General features: G+C 67.1%; 11 protein-coding genes. 9 read left to right on the forward strand and 2 right to left on the reverse strand.

Annotation, left to right across the window (positions count from 1 at the left end; translation table 11 throughout):
* Positions 1-204 precede the first annotated feature (204 nt).
* Complete coding sequence (locus tag H4O13_10645; protein ID MBE5315849.1) at positions 205-1569, reverse strand: LOG family protein; 1365 nt, start codon at positions 1567-1569, stop codon at positions 205-207.
* 297 nt (positions 1570-1866) lie between these two features.
* Here H4O13_10645 and rapA point away from each other — a divergent pair, with 297 nt between their 5' ends.
* Complete coding sequence (gene rapA / locus H4O13_10650; protein MBE5315850.1) at positions 1867-4716, forward strand: RNA polymerase-associated protein RapA; 2850 nt, start codon at positions 1867-1869, stop codon at positions 4714-4716.
* 298 nt (positions 4717-5014) lie between these two features.
* A complete protein-coding gene (locus tag H4O13_10655) occupies positions 5015-5536 on the forward strand; it encodes a response regulator (GenBank protein MBE5315851.1) in 522 nt (173 codons plus the stop codon).
* Positions 5537-5781: 245 nt separating this feature from the next.
* Here the strand turns inward: H4O13_10655 and H4O13_10660 are convergent, their stop codons facing one another.
* Complete coding sequence (locus H4O13_10660) at positions 5782-9834, reverse strand: hypothetical protein (protein ID MBE5315852.1); 4053 nt, start codon at positions 9832-9834, stop codon at positions 5782-5784.
* Between the two features lie 438 nt (positions 9835-10272).
* Between H4O13_10660 and H4O13_10665 the strand changes: the two genes are divergently transcribed.
* The 7 genes from H4O13_10665 (at position 10273) to H4O13_10695 (ending at position 17683) form a co-directional block, all read left to right on the forward strand.
* Complete coding sequence (locus H4O13_10665; GenBank protein MBE5315853.1) at positions 10273-11766, forward strand: phospholipid carrier-dependent glycosyltransferase; 1494 nt, start codon at positions 10273-10275, stop codon at positions 11764-11766.
* Positions 11763-12338 (forward strand): hypothetical protein, encoded by a 576-nt coding sequence (locus H4O13_10670; protein ID MBE5315854.1) that lies wholly within the window; start codon positions 11763-11765, stop codon positions 12336-12338. The genes H4O13_10665 and H4O13_10670 overlap by 4 nt, the downstream gene beginning before the upstream one ends.
* Before the next feature lie 496 nt (positions 12339-12834).
* Positions 12835-13590, forward strand: coding sequence for a 2-dehydro-3-deoxy-D-gluconate 5-dehydrogenase KduD (kduD, locus tag H4O13_10675; GenBank protein ID MBE5315855.1), 756 nt, complete (start codon positions 12835-12837; stop codon positions 13588-13590).
* Positions 13591-13753: 163 nt separating this feature from the next.
* Positions 13754-14389, forward strand: coding sequence for an RpiB/LacA/LacB family sugar-phosphate isomerase (locus H4O13_10680; GenBank protein MBE5315856.1), 636 nt, complete (start codon positions 13754-13756; stop codon positions 14387-14389).
* Between the two features lie 145 nt (positions 14390-14534).
* Complete coding sequence (locus H4O13_10685; protein ID MBE5315857.1) at positions 14535-15002, forward strand: cupin domain-containing protein; 468 nt, start codon at positions 14535-14537, stop codon at positions 15000-15002.
* A gap of 255 nt (positions 15003-15257) precedes the next feature.
* Entirely contained in the window at positions 15258-15644 is a 387-nt protein-coding gene (locus H4O13_10690; GenBank protein ID MBE5315858.1) for a BlaI/MecI/CopY family transcriptional regulator, read from the forward strand.
* A gap of 5 nt (positions 15645-15649) precedes the next feature.
* Positions 15650-17683, forward strand: a complete 2034-nt coding sequence (locus tag H4O13_10695) for a TonB family protein (protein ID MBE5315859.1) — start codon at positions 15650-15652, stop codon at positions 17681-17683.
* Positions 17684-18087 lie beyond the last annotated feature (404 nt).

The raw sequence follows: 18087 nt of genomic DNA on the forward strand, positions 1-18087 counted from the left end.
GATTCGGGATTCGCAAGAGCCGCATCGGCTGCCGCGGCAAGACCTTGGAGCCCCTCTCCGGCACGCGTCGACCTGAGCAGCCATGAGCCCGGCATTTTCAAGCGCTACGGGCGGTCTGGCGGAGCGTCACCCCAAGGCTGGACTCGACCGACATCCCGTCGGACGAATCCCGAATCCCCAATCCCGAATCCCATCGCGTCGGCGTCAGCCGACGCGATAGCAGGGCTTGTACTCCCCGCTCATCTTCATCCGCCGCTGCTCGACGAACGCACGCAGCAGGGCGTCCAGGGCGCGCATGATTTCGGGCTCGCCGTCGATCACGTAGGGGCCGTGGGCTTCGATGGCGCGCATGCCCTCTTCCTTGACGTTGCCGGCGACGATGCCGGAAAACGCGCGGCGCAGATCGGCGGCGAGCGCGTGCACCGGCTGGTCGCGGTGCAGCTTCAGACCGGCCATGTTCTCGTGGGTCGGTGCAAACGGGTGCTGGAACTCCGGCTGGATCTTCAGTGCCCAGTTGAAGAAGAACGCGTCCTTGGTGTCGAGCCGGTGCTCGCGCACCTTGGCCAGGCCGCGCTCCATGTAGCGCGCCACTTCGCGCGGGTCGTCGACGATGATCTTGTAGCGCTCCGCCGCGGCATCGCCCAGCGCGAGCCGCAGGAACTGGTCGATCTGCTCGAAGTAGGCCGCCGATTCCTTGGGCCCGGTGAACACCAGCGGGAACGGCAGGTGGGCATTGTCCGGATGCAGCAGGATGCCGAGCAGGTAGAGGATCTCTTCAGCCGTACCCACGCCGCCGGGGAACACGATGATGCCGTGACCGACGCGCACGAAGGCCTCCAGGCGCTTCTCGATGTCCGGCATGATCACCAGGTGGTTGACGATCGGGTTCGGCGACTCGGCGGCGATGATTCCCGGCTCGGTGATGCCGATGTAGCGGTTCTGGTAGCGGCGCTGCTTGGCATGACCCACGGCCGCGCCCTTCATTGGCCCCTTCATGGCGCCCGGGCCACAGCCGGTGCAGATGTCGATGTCGCGAAGGCCGAGCTCGTAGCCGACGTGCTTGGTGTACTCGTATTCGTGGCGCGCAATCGAATGACCGCCCCAGCACACCACCAGGTTGGGTTCAACGTTCGGCTTCAGCACGCGCGCATTGCGGAGGATCTCGAAGACCGCGTTGGTGATGTCCTGGCTGTTCGCCAGATCGAACTCGCCGGAGTCCCTGATCTCGGTGGAGACGTAGGCGATATCGCGGACAACCGCGAACAGCAGCTCGGCGACACCGGCAATGATCTTGCCGTCCACGAAGGCCTGCGCCGGGGCGTGGCGCAGCTCAAGGCGCACACCGCGATCCTGCTGCTGCACTTCGATCTCGAAGTCGGGGTAACGCTCCAGCGCGGCGCGCGGATCGTCGCTCGTGCTGCCCGAGGTCAGCACGGCCAGCGCGCAGCGGCGCAGCAGCTCATGCAGGCCACCCTTGGAAGCGTCGCGCAGGCGGCTCACTTCGCTGCGCGAGAGGACATCGAGGCCGCCGCGCGGGGAGATGCGGGCGTTGACGGTGATCGGAGACATGCGGAATTCCTGAAAGGCCTGGTCGAGTGTTCTTCAAAGGGCCGTCGGGAGCGCGGGCGCGGACGAACCGCGCCGGAAGCGGAATCGGACGGCTGCGGCCCCGGCCATCGGGTGCCGCGCGTGTCGCGGACCGGCTGCGCTCTCGATGGCGCAGCATCCGGCCCCTCGCCTGGGACGACAGGTCCCATCGGGCGGCCGCGGAGCATCGCACAGGCCGGCCCGGCGGTGAAGCACGGCGCCGAAGGGCCGACGTGTCTCGACTTTGGCGGGCTTGGCTTCGGGCGTAGAATTGGGCGGATGAATTCTCCCTTCGTCCCCGGACAGCGCTGGCTGTCCACTGCCGAGCCCGAGCTCGGCCTGGGCACGGTGATGCGCCTTATCGGCCGCAGCGTGCAGATCGTCTTCACCGGCAGCGGCGTCGTCCGCCAGTACGCGATGGACACCGCCCCCTTGTCGCGCGCCGAGTTCCGCATCGGCGAGCGTCTGCGCGCGGAGGGCGTCGAGTACACCGTCGAGAGCGTGGACGTGGCCGACGGTCTCTACGTGTATGGCGTCGGCGACCGGCAGATCCACGAGGGCCTGCTGGACCCCGAGCAGCCGGTCTCACAGGCCGATGCGCGCCTGCTGTCCGGCCGCGTCGACCGCAGCCCGGCCTTCGAGCTGCGCCGCGAAGCTCTGCGCCGCCGCGCCGACGCTCGCCGTCACCCGGGCTGGGGCGTGCTGGGCGCACGTATCGACTTGATCCCGCACCAGCTGAAGGTGGCCGAGCTGGCCGCCGAGCGACGCACTCCGCGGCTGCTGCTGGCCGACGAAGTGGGCCTCGGCAAGACCATCGAGGCCGGCATGATCCTCGCGCAGCAGCTGGCCACCGGCCGCGCCCGCCGCGTGCTGGTGCTGACGCCCGAGAGCCTGGTGCACCAGTGGTTCGTCGAGCTGCTGCGCCGCTTTAACCTGCGCTTCGCCCTGTTTGACGAGGAGCGCTGCGAATCGATCACCGAAGTCGATGCCAGCCGCAATCCCTTCGAGGACGAGCAGTGCGTGATCGCCTCGGTCGACTGGCTGGCGCATTCGAAGAAGCGCGCCCAGCAGCTGCTCGAAGCCGGCTGGGATCTGCTGGTGGTGGACGAGGCCCACCATCTGGCCTGGGCGCCAGACGCGCCGAGCCGCGAGTACAGCCTGGTCGAGGGCCTCGCCCGCGTCACCGCGGGAGTGATTCTGCTGACCGCCACGCCCGAACAGCTGGGCCGCAGCGGCCACTTCGCACGCCTGCGCCTGCTGGACCCCGCGCGCTATGCCGACCTCGACGCTTTCATCGCCGAGTCGGACCGGCATCTCGCCCTCTCACAGGTCACCGAAGCGCTGCTGGAAGCGCGCGCACCCGACGCCGCCGGTCTGAAGCTGCTGGAAGAGCTCTTCCACGACGAGCCGCAGACGCTGTCGACCGCACTGCCAAAGATCGAGGCGGGCGACGAGGCCGCCGCCTGGAAGCTGGTCGAAGCCCTGATCGACCGTCACGGCACCGGGCGCGTGATGATCCGCAATCGCCGGGCCGCCGTCGGCGGCTTCCCCGAGCGCATTCCCCACCTCGAACGCATCCCGGACACCAGCGAAGACCCCTCTCTACCCGGCCGCCTGCGCGCCGAAGCATTGGCCGACGCGGTTGCGCATGGCCACCACGAGCCCGAGCACGACTACACCCGCGACCCGCGCTTCGAGTGGCTGCTGAAGCGCCTGGAGACGATCGCGCCGGCCAAGGCCCTGCTGCTGTGCCGCTCGCGCGCCAAGGTGCAGGCGCTAGACGAAGCCCTGCGCCTGCGCTCGGGGCTGCCGGTGGCGCGCTTCCACGAGGACATGAATCTGCTGCAGCGCGACCGCGCAGCGGCCTATTTCGCCGATCCCGAAGGCGCACGTCTGCTGATCGCCTCGGAAGTCGGCGCCGAAGGCCGCAACTTCCAGTTCGCTCAGCATCTGATCCTGTGGGATCTGCCGCTGGATCCAGACATGCTGGAGCAGCGCATCGGCCGCCTGGACCGTATCGGCCAGCAGGGCGCTGTGCAGATCCACGCCTGCGCCGTCGAAGGCAGCCCACAGGACCTGCTGCTGCGCTGGTATGACGAGGGCCTCGACGCCTTCCGCCAGGTCTGTGCCGACGGCCGCGAGCTGCTGCGCCGCTTCGGGCCGCCGCTGCTGAACCTGTTCGAGACACCGAGCGACAACGGCGTCGAGGCTCTGATCGCCGACACCCGCACGGTCCATGCGGAACTGTCTGACAAGGTGCACCGCGGCCGTGATCGCCTGCTGGAGCTGTCCAGCCAGCGCGCCGCCAGCGACGGCCGCCTGCTGCAGGCGCTGAAACTCGACGACATCGCCGCCACCATCGAGGACTATCCGCTGCGCCTACTGGAGCAGTTTGGCATCCACAACGAGCCGCAGGGCCACGAGATCGTTCTGCTCGATCCCGAGTACGTCACTCTGGACGCCTTCGAAGAGCTGAAGGGGGGCGCCCGCCAGGCCACGTTCTCGCGCTCTCGCGCCCTGGCCCGCGATGACCTGCTCTACCTGCGGGCAGATCACCCGATGCTGCTCAACGCCGAGGAACTGCTGCTCTCGTCCGAGACCGGCAACGCCGCCGCGCTCGTCGACGACAGCCTGCCGCCGCGCAGCCTGCTGCTGGAAGCGGTCTACGTGCTCGAATGTGTGGCGGAAGCTGATCTGCACGTTGATCGCTTTCTGCCGCCGCTGCCGCTCACGGTCGTCGTCGACACCCGCCTGCAGCCGCGCCTCGATTACGTGCCCGGCGCGCGCGCCTTGCGCAGTTCGGGCGACAGGCCGATCGACCTGTCGCGCCAGCGCAAGCTGCTGACCACCCTGCTGCCGCCGATGCTGGGCGCCGCCGAGAAGCTGGCGAAGGCGCAGGCCGAGCAGCGCATCGAGACGGCCCTGGGCCAGGCCGAGGAGCTGCTGGGCGGCGAACTCGCGCGCTTGAAGCGACTGGCCCGAATCAACCCGGCGGTGCGCGCGGAAGAGGTGGATTCGCTGGAGCGCGAGCATGCCGAACTGCTGACCGCGCTGCCGCAGGCGCGGCCGCGCCTCGATGCCCTGCGCCTCGTGCTCAGTCCGGATGTGGTCTCGCTGCGGCCGGGCTAACAGCGTGTTGAAGAACTCCGTTCCGGGGAGTTTTTCAAGTCGGCGGTCCGGCGCAGGTCCGTAGCGCCTCACGACAAAACAATCGCTTACGCGCTTGCTTCGTCGTCCCGGCCATCCCTGGCCGGGCGAGCAGGCTGTTTCTCAACAGCCTGCTAAAGGCGAACCACCCCTCACTTTCGGCCTACGAGTTTCCGGACTTGCGGGGCTTTGTCACAAACTGTCTCGCACAGACCCCTTGCGTCACCGAATCACAAATCGTGACAATCCACGTCACGTTGGAGTTCTGTAGGGGCGGGTCATGAGTGGAGTCGGACTGTTCAAGCGTCTGTTCGGGAATGAGGACAAAGGGGTCGAGCGCCGCCTGCGTCCTCGCCAGCAGGCGCGGCCAGATACGCGCTTCCTGATCATCGATGACAGCACCACCATCGTCACCGTGCTGCGGCGCATGCTGCAGCAGAACGGCTTCGCGACCCGCGAGGCCTACGACGCCGAGCGCGGCATCGAGATCGCCGAAGCCGAGCGCCCGCACCTGATCTTCCTCGACATCGTGCTGCCCGGCATGAGCGGCTTCGAAGCGCTGCGCCACCTGCGCCGCTCCGAGAACACCCGCAACATCCCGATCATCATGATCAGCGGCAACGAACAGGCGACCGAGCAGTTCTACCTGCAGCGCATCGGTGCAGATGACTTCATGAAGAAGCCGTTCTCGCGCGACGAAGTCTTCTCGCGCATCGGCCGTCTGCTCGGCCCCGATCTGCTGCCGCATCGCCCGCAGCCGGCGCGTGGCGAGCCCGGCTTGGGCCTGCGCGCGGCGATCTAGGGCCGGAACGCGGGCTTCCAAGCTTCGACTTCGCAAGAGGCGGGCCCAGTGCCCGCCTCTTGCGTTTCCGCATTCGCAATTCCGCCTCAGGCAACATGGATCACGTCCATCCTGAGCTTGATCCGTGCTCGCGAGTCCGGCGTCGCCAGACTCGCTTCCGCTGGACCAGGCCTCGCCTGCTCGATCCGCGAGCGCGCCTTCCGTGGCGCGCGGCAACGCTGAATTCCTCAACGTTGCCCCAAGCGCTAGCGCAGCCGCCCCGCACCCGCCTCGGCGGGTATGCGCGTGCCCAGGCTCACTGGATCGGTCTCGACGCTGTAGGCATAGGGCGGCGTCCAGGTGCCCGCAGGCAAGCCGCTGCAGCCGGCAAGATTGCTGTCCACGCGCTGGGCAATCAGCGCACTCGGATCATCGCTGCGGAACCACAGGTTCTCGCCGCGGAAGCCCGTTGCGCTGCCGTGGTGATGGACGAGCTTGCCGCAGATCTCGTTGCTGGCGTTGATCTTCAAACCCAGCACGTGGAAGAAGTTGCCCTGCGCCAGCACATCGCCTTCGTAGGCCACAGCGATGCCATTGCCCCATTTGCGGTTGGGCACCGGAGCGATGCTGCCGGAGAAGAAGTTGTTGTAGAGGTGCACGCGGCCGTAGCGCACCCGCGGCATGCGCGCCTGGTTGTACTCCCAGTGGTTGCCGACAAAGCTGACCTTGAGGCGGCCAGCGTCGCTCCAGCGCCGGCTGCTGTCGGCGTTGCCGATCAGGTTGGTCTTGTCGCTGGAGTAGAAGCGGCTGTTGCTGATGGTGACGTAGCTGGAGCCGCGCACCACATCCAGCGCGCCGTCCCTGCGCGTGGCCGTGTAGACGCCGTCGTACTGGCCCGGCCCGATGGTGACGTGATCGATCCAGATCTGCTGCGCCCAGGCCAGCACGATGCCGTCGTACTCGGCGTCCGCCGAACCGGGGTTCACGTCCCAGGGCGTCTCGATCTCCAAGTTGCGGACAATCACATTGCGGGTCCAGCCGGGATACTCCTCCGGATCACGACCGGCGTTCACCCAGGCCTGGAAATTGGTCTGCGCCGTCGGCGCCGCCGGCGAGAACGCGTGCACGGGCGAAAACTCCCGACCAATCGCGATCTGCGTGCCTGCGAAGCGCGCGGGACGCCCCTGCGCATCGTTGATGCCGACCAGGGTCGTGTTGGACGGGATCACCACCGTGCCGCCCGCCGCCTGATCGGCCTGGCTGGTGTACTCCTCGTAGACACCGTTGGTGAAGCGGAAATCGATCACGCCGAGCACGCGGATGATCTTCGGCCGGTTGCCGGAGCGCTGCAGCGCCGCGAGCAGCTCTTCCTTGGTGCGCACGGTGTAGACGTCGTCCGGCGCCGCCGCCGAGCCGCCGGTGACGCGCACCGGGCCGTACTCGCTCCAGCCCATCCAGCCGAGCGCAGGCGCAGCTTCGCGCTCGAAGCTGAGCACCCCTCCGGTCGGGTCGGCCGGAAGATTCCGGTAGTGATCCACATGGACAGGCACCGGCGGCACCGCCACAAACTGCAGGTTGGCGGTCGGCGCCGCGTAGGTGCGCTGGCCCATGTTGGCCGGCATGGGTTGGCCCACGGGCAGCAGGGCCGCGTCGATCAGGGCGCCCTCGCCCGCTTCGAAGCTGCTGGCGAATATCGAAGCCAGCGCCGGCGGCGGCACGCTCGAACTGGACGAACTGGAGCTGCTCGAGGTCGAGCTGGAGCTGGAACTGCTGCTTGAACTGGAGCTGCTGCTGGAAGATGAGCCCGGAAAGCCGAGGCAGGCATCGATCCTGCCCACGCCGGTGTTGGCCAGCACATGCGGCTTGACCTCGGCGACAGGCAGCACCGTGTAGGCGTAGGGCGGCGTGTAGCTCGTCGTCGACACAATCTGACCGCCGTTCTGCACCGTGCCCGGCGTATTGCCCCAGGCGCAGGGGTTGCTGGTGCAGTTGGTCGGCAGCGGAGTCCAGGTGACGTTCTGGAAGAGATTGTCGCCGTTGGTGTCCCAGAAGCCGATCTGCTGGCTGTCCTGCGAGATCACCACGTTCTGCGAGTCTTCGAAGTGGGTGCCATCGACGCGGATGCGCGCGCCCATGCGCGAATTGATGCCCGAAGCGCGCACGTTGCGGTAGTAGTTGTTCAGCACGTGCCCTTCGCCGAAGCGGAACAGCGGCAGACGCGAGTTGACGTTCTCCCAGCGGTTGGCGATGAAGCTGACCGTGCGGTTGAAGCCATCGGTGTCGCTGGAGCCCCACAGCGAGGTCTTCCAGCTGTCGTGGAAGTAGTTATAGCTCAGCGTCACGTTCGACACGCTGCCCTTGCCGCTGACCAGCTCGTCGTAGAAGTCGATGTCGACATCCAGGGAGTTGTAGAACTCGTTGTGGTCGATCCAGATGTTGCTGGCCGGGCCCTCCAGGCTGATCTGGTCCTTGTCGCCGGTATTGACGAAGCGCATCGTGAGGTTGCGCACGATGATGTTGTTCGCACGCCAGATCTTGATGCCGATTCCATCGAACAGGGCACCGGGCAAGCCGATGATCGAGACATTGTTCATGTCCTTGACGTCGAACTTGACGACGCTGCCGCTGTTCGCCGGCGTGATCACGCCGTTCACGAAGATCGTCAGCGGCTGCGGATTGCCGACCTGTCCGGCGAGCGCGGCCGCCAGCTCGACGCCCGTGGTCACGACGACCTGGCGCCCGCCGGCGCCTCCGGTCGTGCCACCGCCGAGAGAAGCGAAGCCCTGCACGGTGTTGGCCTGCGAACAGCTGAGCGTGCCCGGCGTCGGTGGCGTCGACGAGGACGAGGAGCTGCTTGAGCTCGATGTGCTTGAACTCGAACTGCTTGAGCTGGTGCTTGAGCTGGATGAGCTGCTGGAGGACGAGCTGGAGGATGAACTCGACACCGGCGGACAGGTCGCCGAGCCCACGCTGCCGCGGTCCAGGCGCAGGTTGTCGAGAATGGCCTCTTCACCGCTCTCCACGCGCAGCACAAAGAACGAGGTCGGAGTGCCGATGCTGGATGTCACGCTGTAGACCGTGTTTGGCACCAGGTCGCCCAGAGGCTGATTGAAGATGCGCGAGGCCGTGCCGTGAATCGAGTTGGCGGCACCGCTGGTGTTGTTGTTGACCTGGATCTGCAGCCGCCGCGTGCCGTCTGTGCCGCGCCGCCCCACGTAGCAGAACGACACCGTATAGGGCTGGCTCAGGTCGAAGATGCCATTGGTGCTCGTATCGGTCCCCGTGGTGGCGGTGAACGCCTGACGGTTGCCAACGCCAAACACCAAGCCTTCGATGCCCAAGGCGCCGTTGAGCATGCGCGTGCGCGTGGTTGAGCTGCTGACGAACATCGCCGTCGAGGGCGCATCCGGCAGGCTCCGATAGGCCGCCGTCAGCAGGGTGCTTGCGGTGGCAAGGTCGAAGTCTTCGGCGAAGAGGTTGAGTCCGGCGCTGCTGGAACTCGAGGAGCTTGATGAGCTTGATGAACTGGAATCGCTCGAGCTTGAGCTGCTCGAACTGCTGGACTCGCTTGAGCTCGACGAGCTGGAGCTGCTGGAGCTGGACTCGCTTGAGCTGCTGCTTGAGCTGCTGCTTGAGCTGCTGCTTGAGCTGCTGCTTGAGCTGCTGCTTGAGCTGCTTGAGCTGGAGTCGCAGTTGGCGAGCGTCGCCGACTGCGCGTCGCCAAGGCTGATCGTGAGGTTGTCGACCACCACCGTTCCGCCGGTCTCCGTGCGCAGGGCCACGAAGGAATTGGCCGAACCGAGGCTCGAAGTCACGCTGACCACGCTGTTCGGCTGCAGCGTCGAAATGTCGAGATTCAGCAGACGCGAGGGTCCGCCGTGGGGAGAGTTGGCCTGACCGGTGCTGTTGTTGTCGACGTAGACCTGGAACTTCTTGTCGACCGCCGGATCGGCCAGCGCCGCCGAGCGCAGGCACATCGATACCGTCCAGGTGGCGCCAAGCCCGAAGACGCCCGTAAAGCCACTTCCCGCCGCGGTGGTGACGGTGGGTGTGGTGTTGCCGATGCTCAGGCGCGCGCCATTCAGAGCGACGCCGCCGTCGACCACGGCCACGCTGCCGGAGAGACGATGGAACATCTGCAGCGGAGGTTGAACCCCCGGCAGCGCGCGGTACTCGGGCGTGACCAGAGAGGCCGTCGTCGCGCCGTCGAAGGTGTCGACGAAGGGCAGATTGGCCTGTGCCTGCGCGAAGGCGGGAAGCAGCAGCAAAGGCAGGCACAGCAGAGGGCGCCCGCTGAGGCGGTTGGGATGGAACGACATTTGGCTCTCTCCACCAAAGGGCCAGCGCCGAACAGAGACTGCCCAGCCGCCCCGGATAAGGGCAGTGCCGTCTGGGCACTGCCGCGAGTTCAGCCTCACGAGCGCCTTCCTGGTGCGCGCAAGGCCAACCGTGTTGCAGCATGCGAACCCGGGAAGACCGGGTGCTGGGACGCAGCCGCCGAGCGATGGACGCGATCTCATCGGCATGGACAAGATCTCGGTGGCGGCGGGCGTCAGGCCCGCCGAGCGCGTGGCACAACGCGCGGTTCATCCGCATCACCGGCGCCCCCCAGGCGCCTCCCTAACGGCGATGCGGAGCCGATCCTCTGAGCACATGCCACCGGTGTCAACGTGCACTGCAACATGTGCGATTCTTATGGGCTGGATCTGTGAGAGGCAGCTATGCGGTTTGCGAACGGTGCTGGGCTGATTCACTCAATGCGCGCGGCCTGGGGCCGCAACGCCCTGGACGGCGCAGCGCTGCTGCTGGTCTGCCTGGTCGCCATCCTCACTTTCGGCACGCGCTACTGGCAGCCGGAGTCCCTGTTCTGGGACGAGAACTATCACGTTGCGTCCGCGCACAAGCAGCTGGCGGGCGTGATGTACATGGAGAACCACCCGCCGCTCGGAAAGATGCTGATCGCCCTGGGCGAGGCCGCCGTGGGCGCCAACGAAGGGCTCGACACCACCGCGCTGCTGCACACCGATCACGCCAGCCAGTCGCAGCTGCCGCCGGGCTACAGCTTCGCGGGCGTACGCCTTGCCTCGGTGCTTGGCTTGATTCTGGCGACGCCCCTGCTCTACCTGCTGATCTTCGAAGCCACGCGCAGCCGCGCCGTGGCCGTGTGCTTTGCCCTGTTGCTTCCTCTCGACAACGCCTGGGTCACGCACGGCCGCGCCGCCATGCTGGAGGGCGTGCAGCTGCCCTTCGTGCTGCTGGCGCTGTGGCTGTTTGCGCGCTGCGTTCGTGCCGGCGGGTCGATTCGTCTGCACCACTACCTGCTGCTGGGCGCCAGCCTCGGCCTGGCGCTCGCGGTGAAGCTCAACGCCGCGCCTTTGCTCTTGCTGCCTCCCGTGCTGCTGGGCCTCGAACTGTGGCGTCAGCGCGCGAGCCTGCGCCCGCTCGCGGTGGCGCGCCGCTCGCTCGCCACCGGCTCAGTCACCATCGCCGGGCTCGGCGGCGTGTTCTTGGGCGTGTTCTGGCTGCAGATCGCGCTGTCGCCCACTGTGATCGAAGGTCGGATCTACAAGGCGTCTCCCGAGTTCATCGCGGCGCTGTACCAGAAGCAGTCGGCGGCACCTTCGACCTTCCTGGTCGGCGTGCGCGACCACCTGCGCTACATCGCCGAATACTCGGACGGCGTGCCGCGCTTCGATGCCTGCAAGCCCGGCGAGAACGGCAGCCCGGCGCTGCACTGGCCGCTGGGCGGCAAGACCATCAACTATCGCTGGGCCAAGGTCGATGTCGACGGCCAGACCAAGGTGGACTACACCTACCTGGTCACCAACCCGATGGTCTGGCTGCCGGTGCTGGCGGGCATGCTGCTGTCTTTCGCGCTGCTCGCCTCGTGGGCGGTGTTCGGGCTGAAGCCCAAGGACACCCGCCTGCTCGGCTGGATCGCGCTGATGAGTGCGCTCTACCTCGGCTACATGATCTCGATGCTGCAGGTCGAACGGGTGATGTACCTCTACCACTACCTGCTGCCCCTGGTGTTTGGCATCGTCAATCTCGGCCTGGTCTTCAGCTACGTGTTCCGCGATTCGCTGCTGCGCGGCGACTGGCATCCGCGGATCAATCTGGCGGCCTATGCCGGGCTGGTGCTGGCGGGCTTTCTGTACTTTGCGCCCTTCACCTACGGCTGGCCCATCGACGAGGCCGACGTCGAACGGCGGGCCTGGCTGCAGGTCTGGAAGCTGGAGCCGGTGCGATGAAGCGCCTCGACCCCGCCAACACCGTGCTGTCGGGCCTGCTCTGCGCGGCGGCTCTGCTGCTGGCTCTGCTGATGCGCGCGCCCAGCGTCGATGCCGTGCTGCCGCTGGTCATCGAACGCAACGCCGTGCCGATCGATCAATTGGACCAACCACGCGTGCTGGCCGAGCGCAGCACCGTATGGGTGGACCGCCTGGATCTCGCCGAGGGGGGCGAACTTCGCCATGCCGTTCTCGGCAAGATCGGTCCGGCCGAGCAGTTCTTCATCGACCTTCGTGTTCGCGTGCGGGTCCCCGAGTCACGGGTGCTGCACTTCGAGATCGAAAGCGATGATGGCTTCGCGCTTGCGCTCAACGAGCGTCGCGTCTGCGCCTTCACCGCCCAGCGTGGGCTGTCCGCGCAGCGCTGCTACGCCCTGCTGGAAGCCGGCGAGCACGACCTGCATCTAAGCTACTTCCAGGCCGGCGGCCCGGCGGGCCTGCGCCTGCGCCACGGGCCGAGCGAGGACGGGCCCTGGGTGCTGCTGGGCGAGGCCAACCACTGGCTGGAGCTGGTGCCGGGCTCGGGCGAGTAAAGCGCCGTCCGGGCCGCGGCGCCGCGCGTCTTCTGGCTCAGGCGCGCGCACCTTCTCGCGGATGTCAGCGCCTGCGCAGACGCAGACGCAGACGCAACGGTGAGCCGAGCCCCGAACACTTGGGGCAGCGACCGGCTCGGTCGATACGGTCCTGGCGGCTGACGGCGCCCAGTCGATGTGGGGCAAGACCCACGCTGTCCCGGAATGATCTGGGATCACCCTGCCCGTAGGCAGCGGGCTGCGGGCTGCGGGCTGCGGGTAGCGAGTAAGCGAGTAAGCGAGTAAGCGAGTAAGCGAGTAAGCGAGTAAGCGAGTAAGCGCATGGCTCGCGGCCCGCTGCGGCAAGCGGACCCGCTGCCTTTGCTGCACCACGGCTTGCTCCGACCGCAAAGCCCCGCCACAATGACACCGGTAGTCATTCATGACCCCGGAGTGCACGCGTCGCGTCTTCCGTGCGGACTCCACTTTTGCCGGTTTCATCCGAGGAGCGTTCACGATGGGCAATGCCTTCAGCCTGGCGGGCCAGGTCGCACTGGTTACCGGGGCCAACAAGGGCTTGGGACAGGGCATCGCGCTGGCGCTGGCGGAAGCCGGGGCCGATATCGCTGCCGTCAGCAGCTCCAACGCCGACGACACCGGCGCCAAGGTGCAGGCCCTGGGTAGGCGCTTCGCCTTCGTGCAGGCGGATCTCACCTCGCTGGAGCCGATCCCGCGAATCCTGAGCGAGACGCTGGCCAGCCTCGGCAGGCTCGACATTCTGGTGAACAACGCCGGAATGATCCGCCGCGCCGATGCGGTGGACTTCACCGAGGCCGACTGGGATGCAGTCATCGACCTCAACCTGAAGTCCGCCTTCTTCCTGAGCCAGGCGGCGGGGCGCCACTTCATTGCCCAAGGCCGCGGCAAGATCATCAACATCGCCTCGATGCTGAGCTTCCAGGGCGGCATCCGCGTGCCCTCCTACACCGCCAGCAAGTCCGGCCTGGCCGGCATCACCAGGCTGCTGGCCAACGAGTGGGCGGCCAAGGGTGTGAATGTCAATGCGATCGCGCCGGGCTACATGGCCACCGACAACACCGCGCAGCTGCGCGCCGACGAGCAGCGCAACCGCGACATCCTGGCGCGCATTCCGGCCGCTCGCTGGGGCACCCCGCAGGATCTCGCCGGCGCGGCCGTGTTCCTCGCCTCGCGGGCTTCCGACTACGTGCACGGCACGGTACTTCCGGTCGACGGTGGATGGCTGGCGCGCTGACGCTGCCCTGAGCCCGACGACCCTCCCTGTCCGTGCGCCTGTCGATCAGGTTTCCAACGCGAGCGTTGCACTGGGCGCCCGCTCGCGCCGGGCTGACCGACAGGCGCACCGACGTCTGCTTCAACCGCGCCGCCGAGCGCGGCCACTTCCATAGGACATCGCCATGAAGATCGCGCTGATCACCGAGAACAGCCAGGCTGCCAAGAACGAGATCATCCACACCGCACTCAAGACGGTCGCCGAGCCACTGGGCCACGCCGTGTTCAACTACGGCATGTACTCGGCCGAGGACAAGGCTTCGCTGACCTATGTCATGAACGGCCTGCTGGCGGGCATCCTGCTGAACTCGAAGGCGGCGGACTTCGTAGTCACCGGTTGCGGCACCGGCATGGGTTCGATGCTCGCCTGCAATGCGATGCCTGGCGTGTTCTGCGGACTGGTAATCGACCCCACCGACGCATTCCTGTTCGGCCAGATCAACGACGGCAACGCGATTTCGATGCCGTATGCCAAGGGTTTCGGCTGGGCCGCCGAGCTCAACCTGCAGGACTGCTACCGCAAGCTGTTCGACGGCGCCCGCGGCCTGGGCTATCCGAAGGAACGCGCTGCGATCATGGCCAAGAATCGCGGCATCCTCGCCCAGGTCAAGGCGACGAGCTGCAAGGACATGCTGACGGTGCTGAAGGAGGTCGATCAGGACCTGCTGAAGTCGGCGATCGCCGGCGAGAAGTTCGCCGAGCTGTTCTTCCCGAACTGCCAGGACGAGGCCATCGCGGCCTATCTCCGCGGCCTGAATTGACAGGCTCCGAGAGCCGCTTGCTAGCTGTCGGCGCCATCGTGCACGCGCACGGTGGCGCCGGCCGGATCGCAAACCCAGCTGGCGCTTGAGGCCAAGCCGCATAGAGGCGTACTCGGGCGCAGGCTCGATACCAAAGGACCGGCGCATGCAGATGACGTCCGAGAGCCCGCTGCCGCGCATGGCGGCGATCGCATCCGCTCTGCTCTTCGCGACATTCGCTGTCGTTCCCGGCTCTGCTGCAACGCCAGCCGAGCAGCGCTCCGGCTCCTACGTCGAGCGCGAGGCCGACATCGCCGTCCAGCAGCCCGGCCCGCACAGCGGGGATGGCCTGACCACGGCCTTCCCCTTCTTCGAGCAGGCCGAAGGTTTCGACCTGGTGTTCCGCAAGCGCGCCCTGCACCCGGGCGCCAGCATTGGCGAACACCTGAACGACAAGGACGAGATCTATTACGTGCTCTCGGGTCGCGGTGAGCTGATGCTCGACGGCGACTACCGCGAGGTCGGCCCGGGCGACGCCATCCTCACCCGCCGCGGCAGCAGTCATGGGCTGCGACAGCAGGGCGACGAGGATCTCGTGATCTTTGTCGTGTTCCGCCGGCCCGACCAGCCCTAAGGAAGCTCGGATTCATGGGAGCTTCCCGCGCGCCAGAAACGGCGTGCTCGTGGATGGAGCGCGCACCTGCTTGATCCAGCACGAGTGAGTCCGGACCGGCGCCGGACTCTCGAGGTTTGGTCGACTCGCGAACGGAGTGGCTCAGACCTTCCCTGGCCCTCCAGCCCAGCTCCGTTCTGATCGCGCACTGCCGAGAGAGTTGACACGAGCGTTTACAGGCGTAATCTGAGGCTGCCGATTACAGGAGTAAACGCCATGCAGATCAGCGAAGCCGAGTCCGTGGTGATGGAAGTGCTGTGGGCCTCCAGCCCGCGAGCGGCTGAGGAGGTGGTCGAGGCCTTGGCCGACCAGCAGGACTGGCAGGAGCCCACCATCAAGACCCTGCTCAATCGCCTGCTGAAGAAGGGCGCGATCTGCGCCGAACGCGACGGCAGACGCTATCTGTACGCGCCCGTGCTCAAACGTGAGGACTGGGTGCGGCAGCAAAGCAGCAGCCTGCTGGACCGCCTGTTCGGCGGACGGCTGGCACCCCTGGTCGCTCAGTTCCATGCAGAGCAGGGCTTGAGCGAAGAAGATCGTGAGGCCCTGCGTGCGCTGCTTGAGCGCAGCGAGGCAGCCGCAAGCAAGAGTCCCCGTCGATGAGCGCCATGAGCGGGATTCTCACGATGCTCGCCGGCGAAGCGCTGGAGGCCGTGCTCGCGACCAGCGCGGCCTGTCTGCTGGTCTTGCTGCTGCGCGGACCGGCGCGTGCGCTGTTCGGCGCGCGGGCCGCCTATGCGCTTTGGTGGCTGGTGCCGGCAGCACTCCTGGCCGTGCTGCTGCCAGCGCCGCAGATCGCCCCCACCGCGATCGAACTGGGTCGGGCAAGCGCCGCTTTCGGCCCCCTGGCTCAGCTGGCTGCGCCTGAAAGTCCGGAGCTACCAGCGTGGACTCGGGTCGGGCTGGCGCTGACCCTTGTTTGGCTCATCGGCTGTGTCGCAGCGCTGATCGCGCTGGTGCGGCAGCAGCGTCGCTTCCGCCGCAGTCTTGGGTCGCTTCAGCCCGCTGGCGAGGGTCTCTGGAAGGCCGAGGCCAGGGAAGGTCTGCCCGCGGTAATCGGACTGCACCCGCGGATCGTGCTGCCCGCGGATTTCGAACGTCGCTATACACCCGAACAGCAGACTCTGGTGCTGGCTCACGAGCGCGTGCACGCCGCTCGCGGCGACGTCTACTGGAACCTGGGCATCGCGCTGCTGTGCGCGCTGCAGTGGTTCAACCCGTTGATCCGCATGGCCCAGCGCGCCTTTCGCCTCGATCAGGAACTGGCCTGCGACGCCCGCGTTCTGGCTCTGCATCCGCAAAGTCGGCGCAGCTACGGCGAAGCCCTGCTTGGCAGTTCCACGGCTTTCCCCGCGGCGCCGTTGGCCTGTGCTGCTTTCGGCACGCACCCACTGAAGGAGCGCATCACCATGTTGACTCGCCCATTGCCCTCGCTGATCCGAGTTTCTGCCGGCTTCGCCCTGAGCCTCGCGCTGGGGACTGGCGTTGCGGGCCTCGCCTGGGCCCAGCAGACACCACGCATCGTCGATGCAGAGATGCTCGACATCCAGCTGCAGCTCTCAATTGACGGCGGCCCCACTCACAGCCCGCGCGTCATCACCCCGGCCGGACAGGAGTTCGGCATCCGGCTTGAAGCGCCAGAGGGTCAAGAGTGGTCCTTCGACCTCGTGGCAGAGCGCGCCCAGCAGGGGCTGATCGATGTGTCGGGCCGCGTCAGCCGCGAAGGCACGTTGGCGGCCAGTCCGCAGCTCAGCCTGCGTGAGGGCGTTCCCGGCAGAATCGCGCTTGAAGGCCCCGACGCTGGCCGGTTCAGTCTGCTTCTGACGGCCAAGGCGACTACAGGCGCGGCGCCGCCACCGCCGCCAGCCCCTCCGGCACCGCCTGCTTCGCCTGCAGCGGTATCTGCCTCCGCACCACCTGCCCCCCCGGCTCCCCCTACACCGCCTTCGCCGCCAGCGCCGCGGCCAGCACCGATCGTTGCCGTCGAGCCGCCGCAGGGGGATGACACGGCGGTGGCCTACCGGCGGCTGCAGCCGGCCAAGTACCCGAAGGAAGCCATCGCGCAGAAGATCGAGGGCGAGACGCTGCTGCACGTGCAGGTGCTGAGCAGCGGAGCGCCTGGCCAGATTTCCGTCTACCGCAGCTCCGGCAGCGAACTGCTCGACCAGGCCGCGATCGACACGACCTCGAACTGGCTGTTCCACCCGGCCAAGCGCGCGGGCAAGGCGATCGAAGCCTGGATCACGGTACCCATTCGCTTCGCGCTCGACGAAGAGCAGCTCGCCGCATCCGAGGCAGAGGCCGTCGGCACGCCGCCCAGCTACCGTCGCCTGAGCCCTCCCGACTATCCGGCCACCGCCAAGGCCGCTGGCCAGGAGGGCACCACCCTGCTTGAGGTAGAAATCGACGCCACCGGGAACGTGCAGACCGTGAACATCGTCGCCGGCGCGGGTTCAGACGTGTTGGATCGCGCCGCCTCCGATGCGGTCGAGCGCTGGTCCTTCAATCCGGCAACCAGCGACGGCTTGGCGGTGGACAGCCGGATTCTCGTCCCGGTGCAGTTCATTGCCTCCAACAGCGCGGCCGAACCTTACGCCGCACCGCCCGGCGCGCTCGACACCATCACCCTGCGCGCAGACTGAGGCCCAAAGGGCGAGGCTCCTCCAGCGCAACCGCTGAAGCGCGACCCGATCGAAAAGCGAACACCGTCCGAAGCCGCCCCCAGGGGCGGCTTCGGCGCATTGGGCCCGCAAAGGCAGGACGACGCCGCTGGCCGTTGGGCAGGCCGAGGCAGCCTCGGACAGGCATCACGCGGTGACATCCCAGCCCCCCATGAGAACTCGCCGACAGATCTGCAGAACGGCGGCCCAAGCCGCGGCGCAGCGAAGCACACGCATGCGGGCGGCATCGGCCAACGGAGCGGACAGCCTGTTTTTGAAGCCCGTTACACTTTTTTGCATTGCTCGTTGACACCGGTGGCCAGCCAACGTCAACTGCGCGCCGCCAGGGTCGAACTGTGGGCAGGGACGGCAGTTCAGTTCGAGCG

The organism is Lysobacterales bacterium, assembly GCA_014946745.1.
GTDB lineage: Bacteria > Pseudomonadota > Gammaproteobacteria > Xanthomonadales > Xanthomonadaceae > Aquimonas.

Coding starts and splice junctions, on each gene's coding strand:
- H4O13_10645 (MBE5315849.1), bottom strand. CDS start 1,569: ATGTCTCCGATCACCGTCAACGCCCGCATCTCCCCGCGCGGCGGCCTC.
- rapA (MBE5315850.1), top strand. CDS start 1,867: ATGAATTCTCCCTTCGTCCCCGGACAGCGCTGGCTGTCCACTGCCGAG.
- H4O13_10655 (MBE5315851.1), top strand. CDS start 5,015: ATGAGTGGAGTCGGACTGTTCAAGCGTCTGTTCGGGAATGAGGACAAA.
- H4O13_10660 (MBE5315852.1), bottom strand. CDS start 9,834: ATGTCGTTCCATCCCAACCGCCTCAGCGGGCGCCCTCTGCTGTGCCTG.
- H4O13_10665 (MBE5315853.1), top strand. CDS start 10,273: ATGCGCGCGGCCTGGGGCCGCAACGCCCTGGACGGCGCAGCGCTGCTG.
- H4O13_10670 (MBE5315854.1), top strand. CDS start 11,763: ATGAAGCGCCTCGACCCCGCCAACACCGTGCTGTCGGGCCTGCTCTGC.
- kduD (MBE5315855.1), top strand. CDS start 12,835: ATGGGCAATGCCTTCAGCCTGGCGGGCCAGGTCGCACTGGTTACCGGG.
- H4O13_10680 (MBE5315856.1), top strand. CDS start 13,754: ATGAAGATCGCGCTGATCACCGAGAACAGCCAGGCTGCCAAGAACGAG.
- H4O13_10685 (MBE5315857.1), top strand. CDS start 14,535: ATGCAGATGACGTCCGAGAGCCCGCTGCCGCGCATGGCGGCGATCGCA.
- H4O13_10690 (MBE5315858.1), top strand. CDS start 15,258: ATGCAGATCAGCGAAGCCGAGTCCGTGGTGATGGAAGTGCTGTGGGCC.
- H4O13_10695 (MBE5315859.1), top strand. CDS start 15,650: ATGAGCGGGATTCTCACGATGCTCGCCGGCGAAGCGCTGGAGGCCGTG.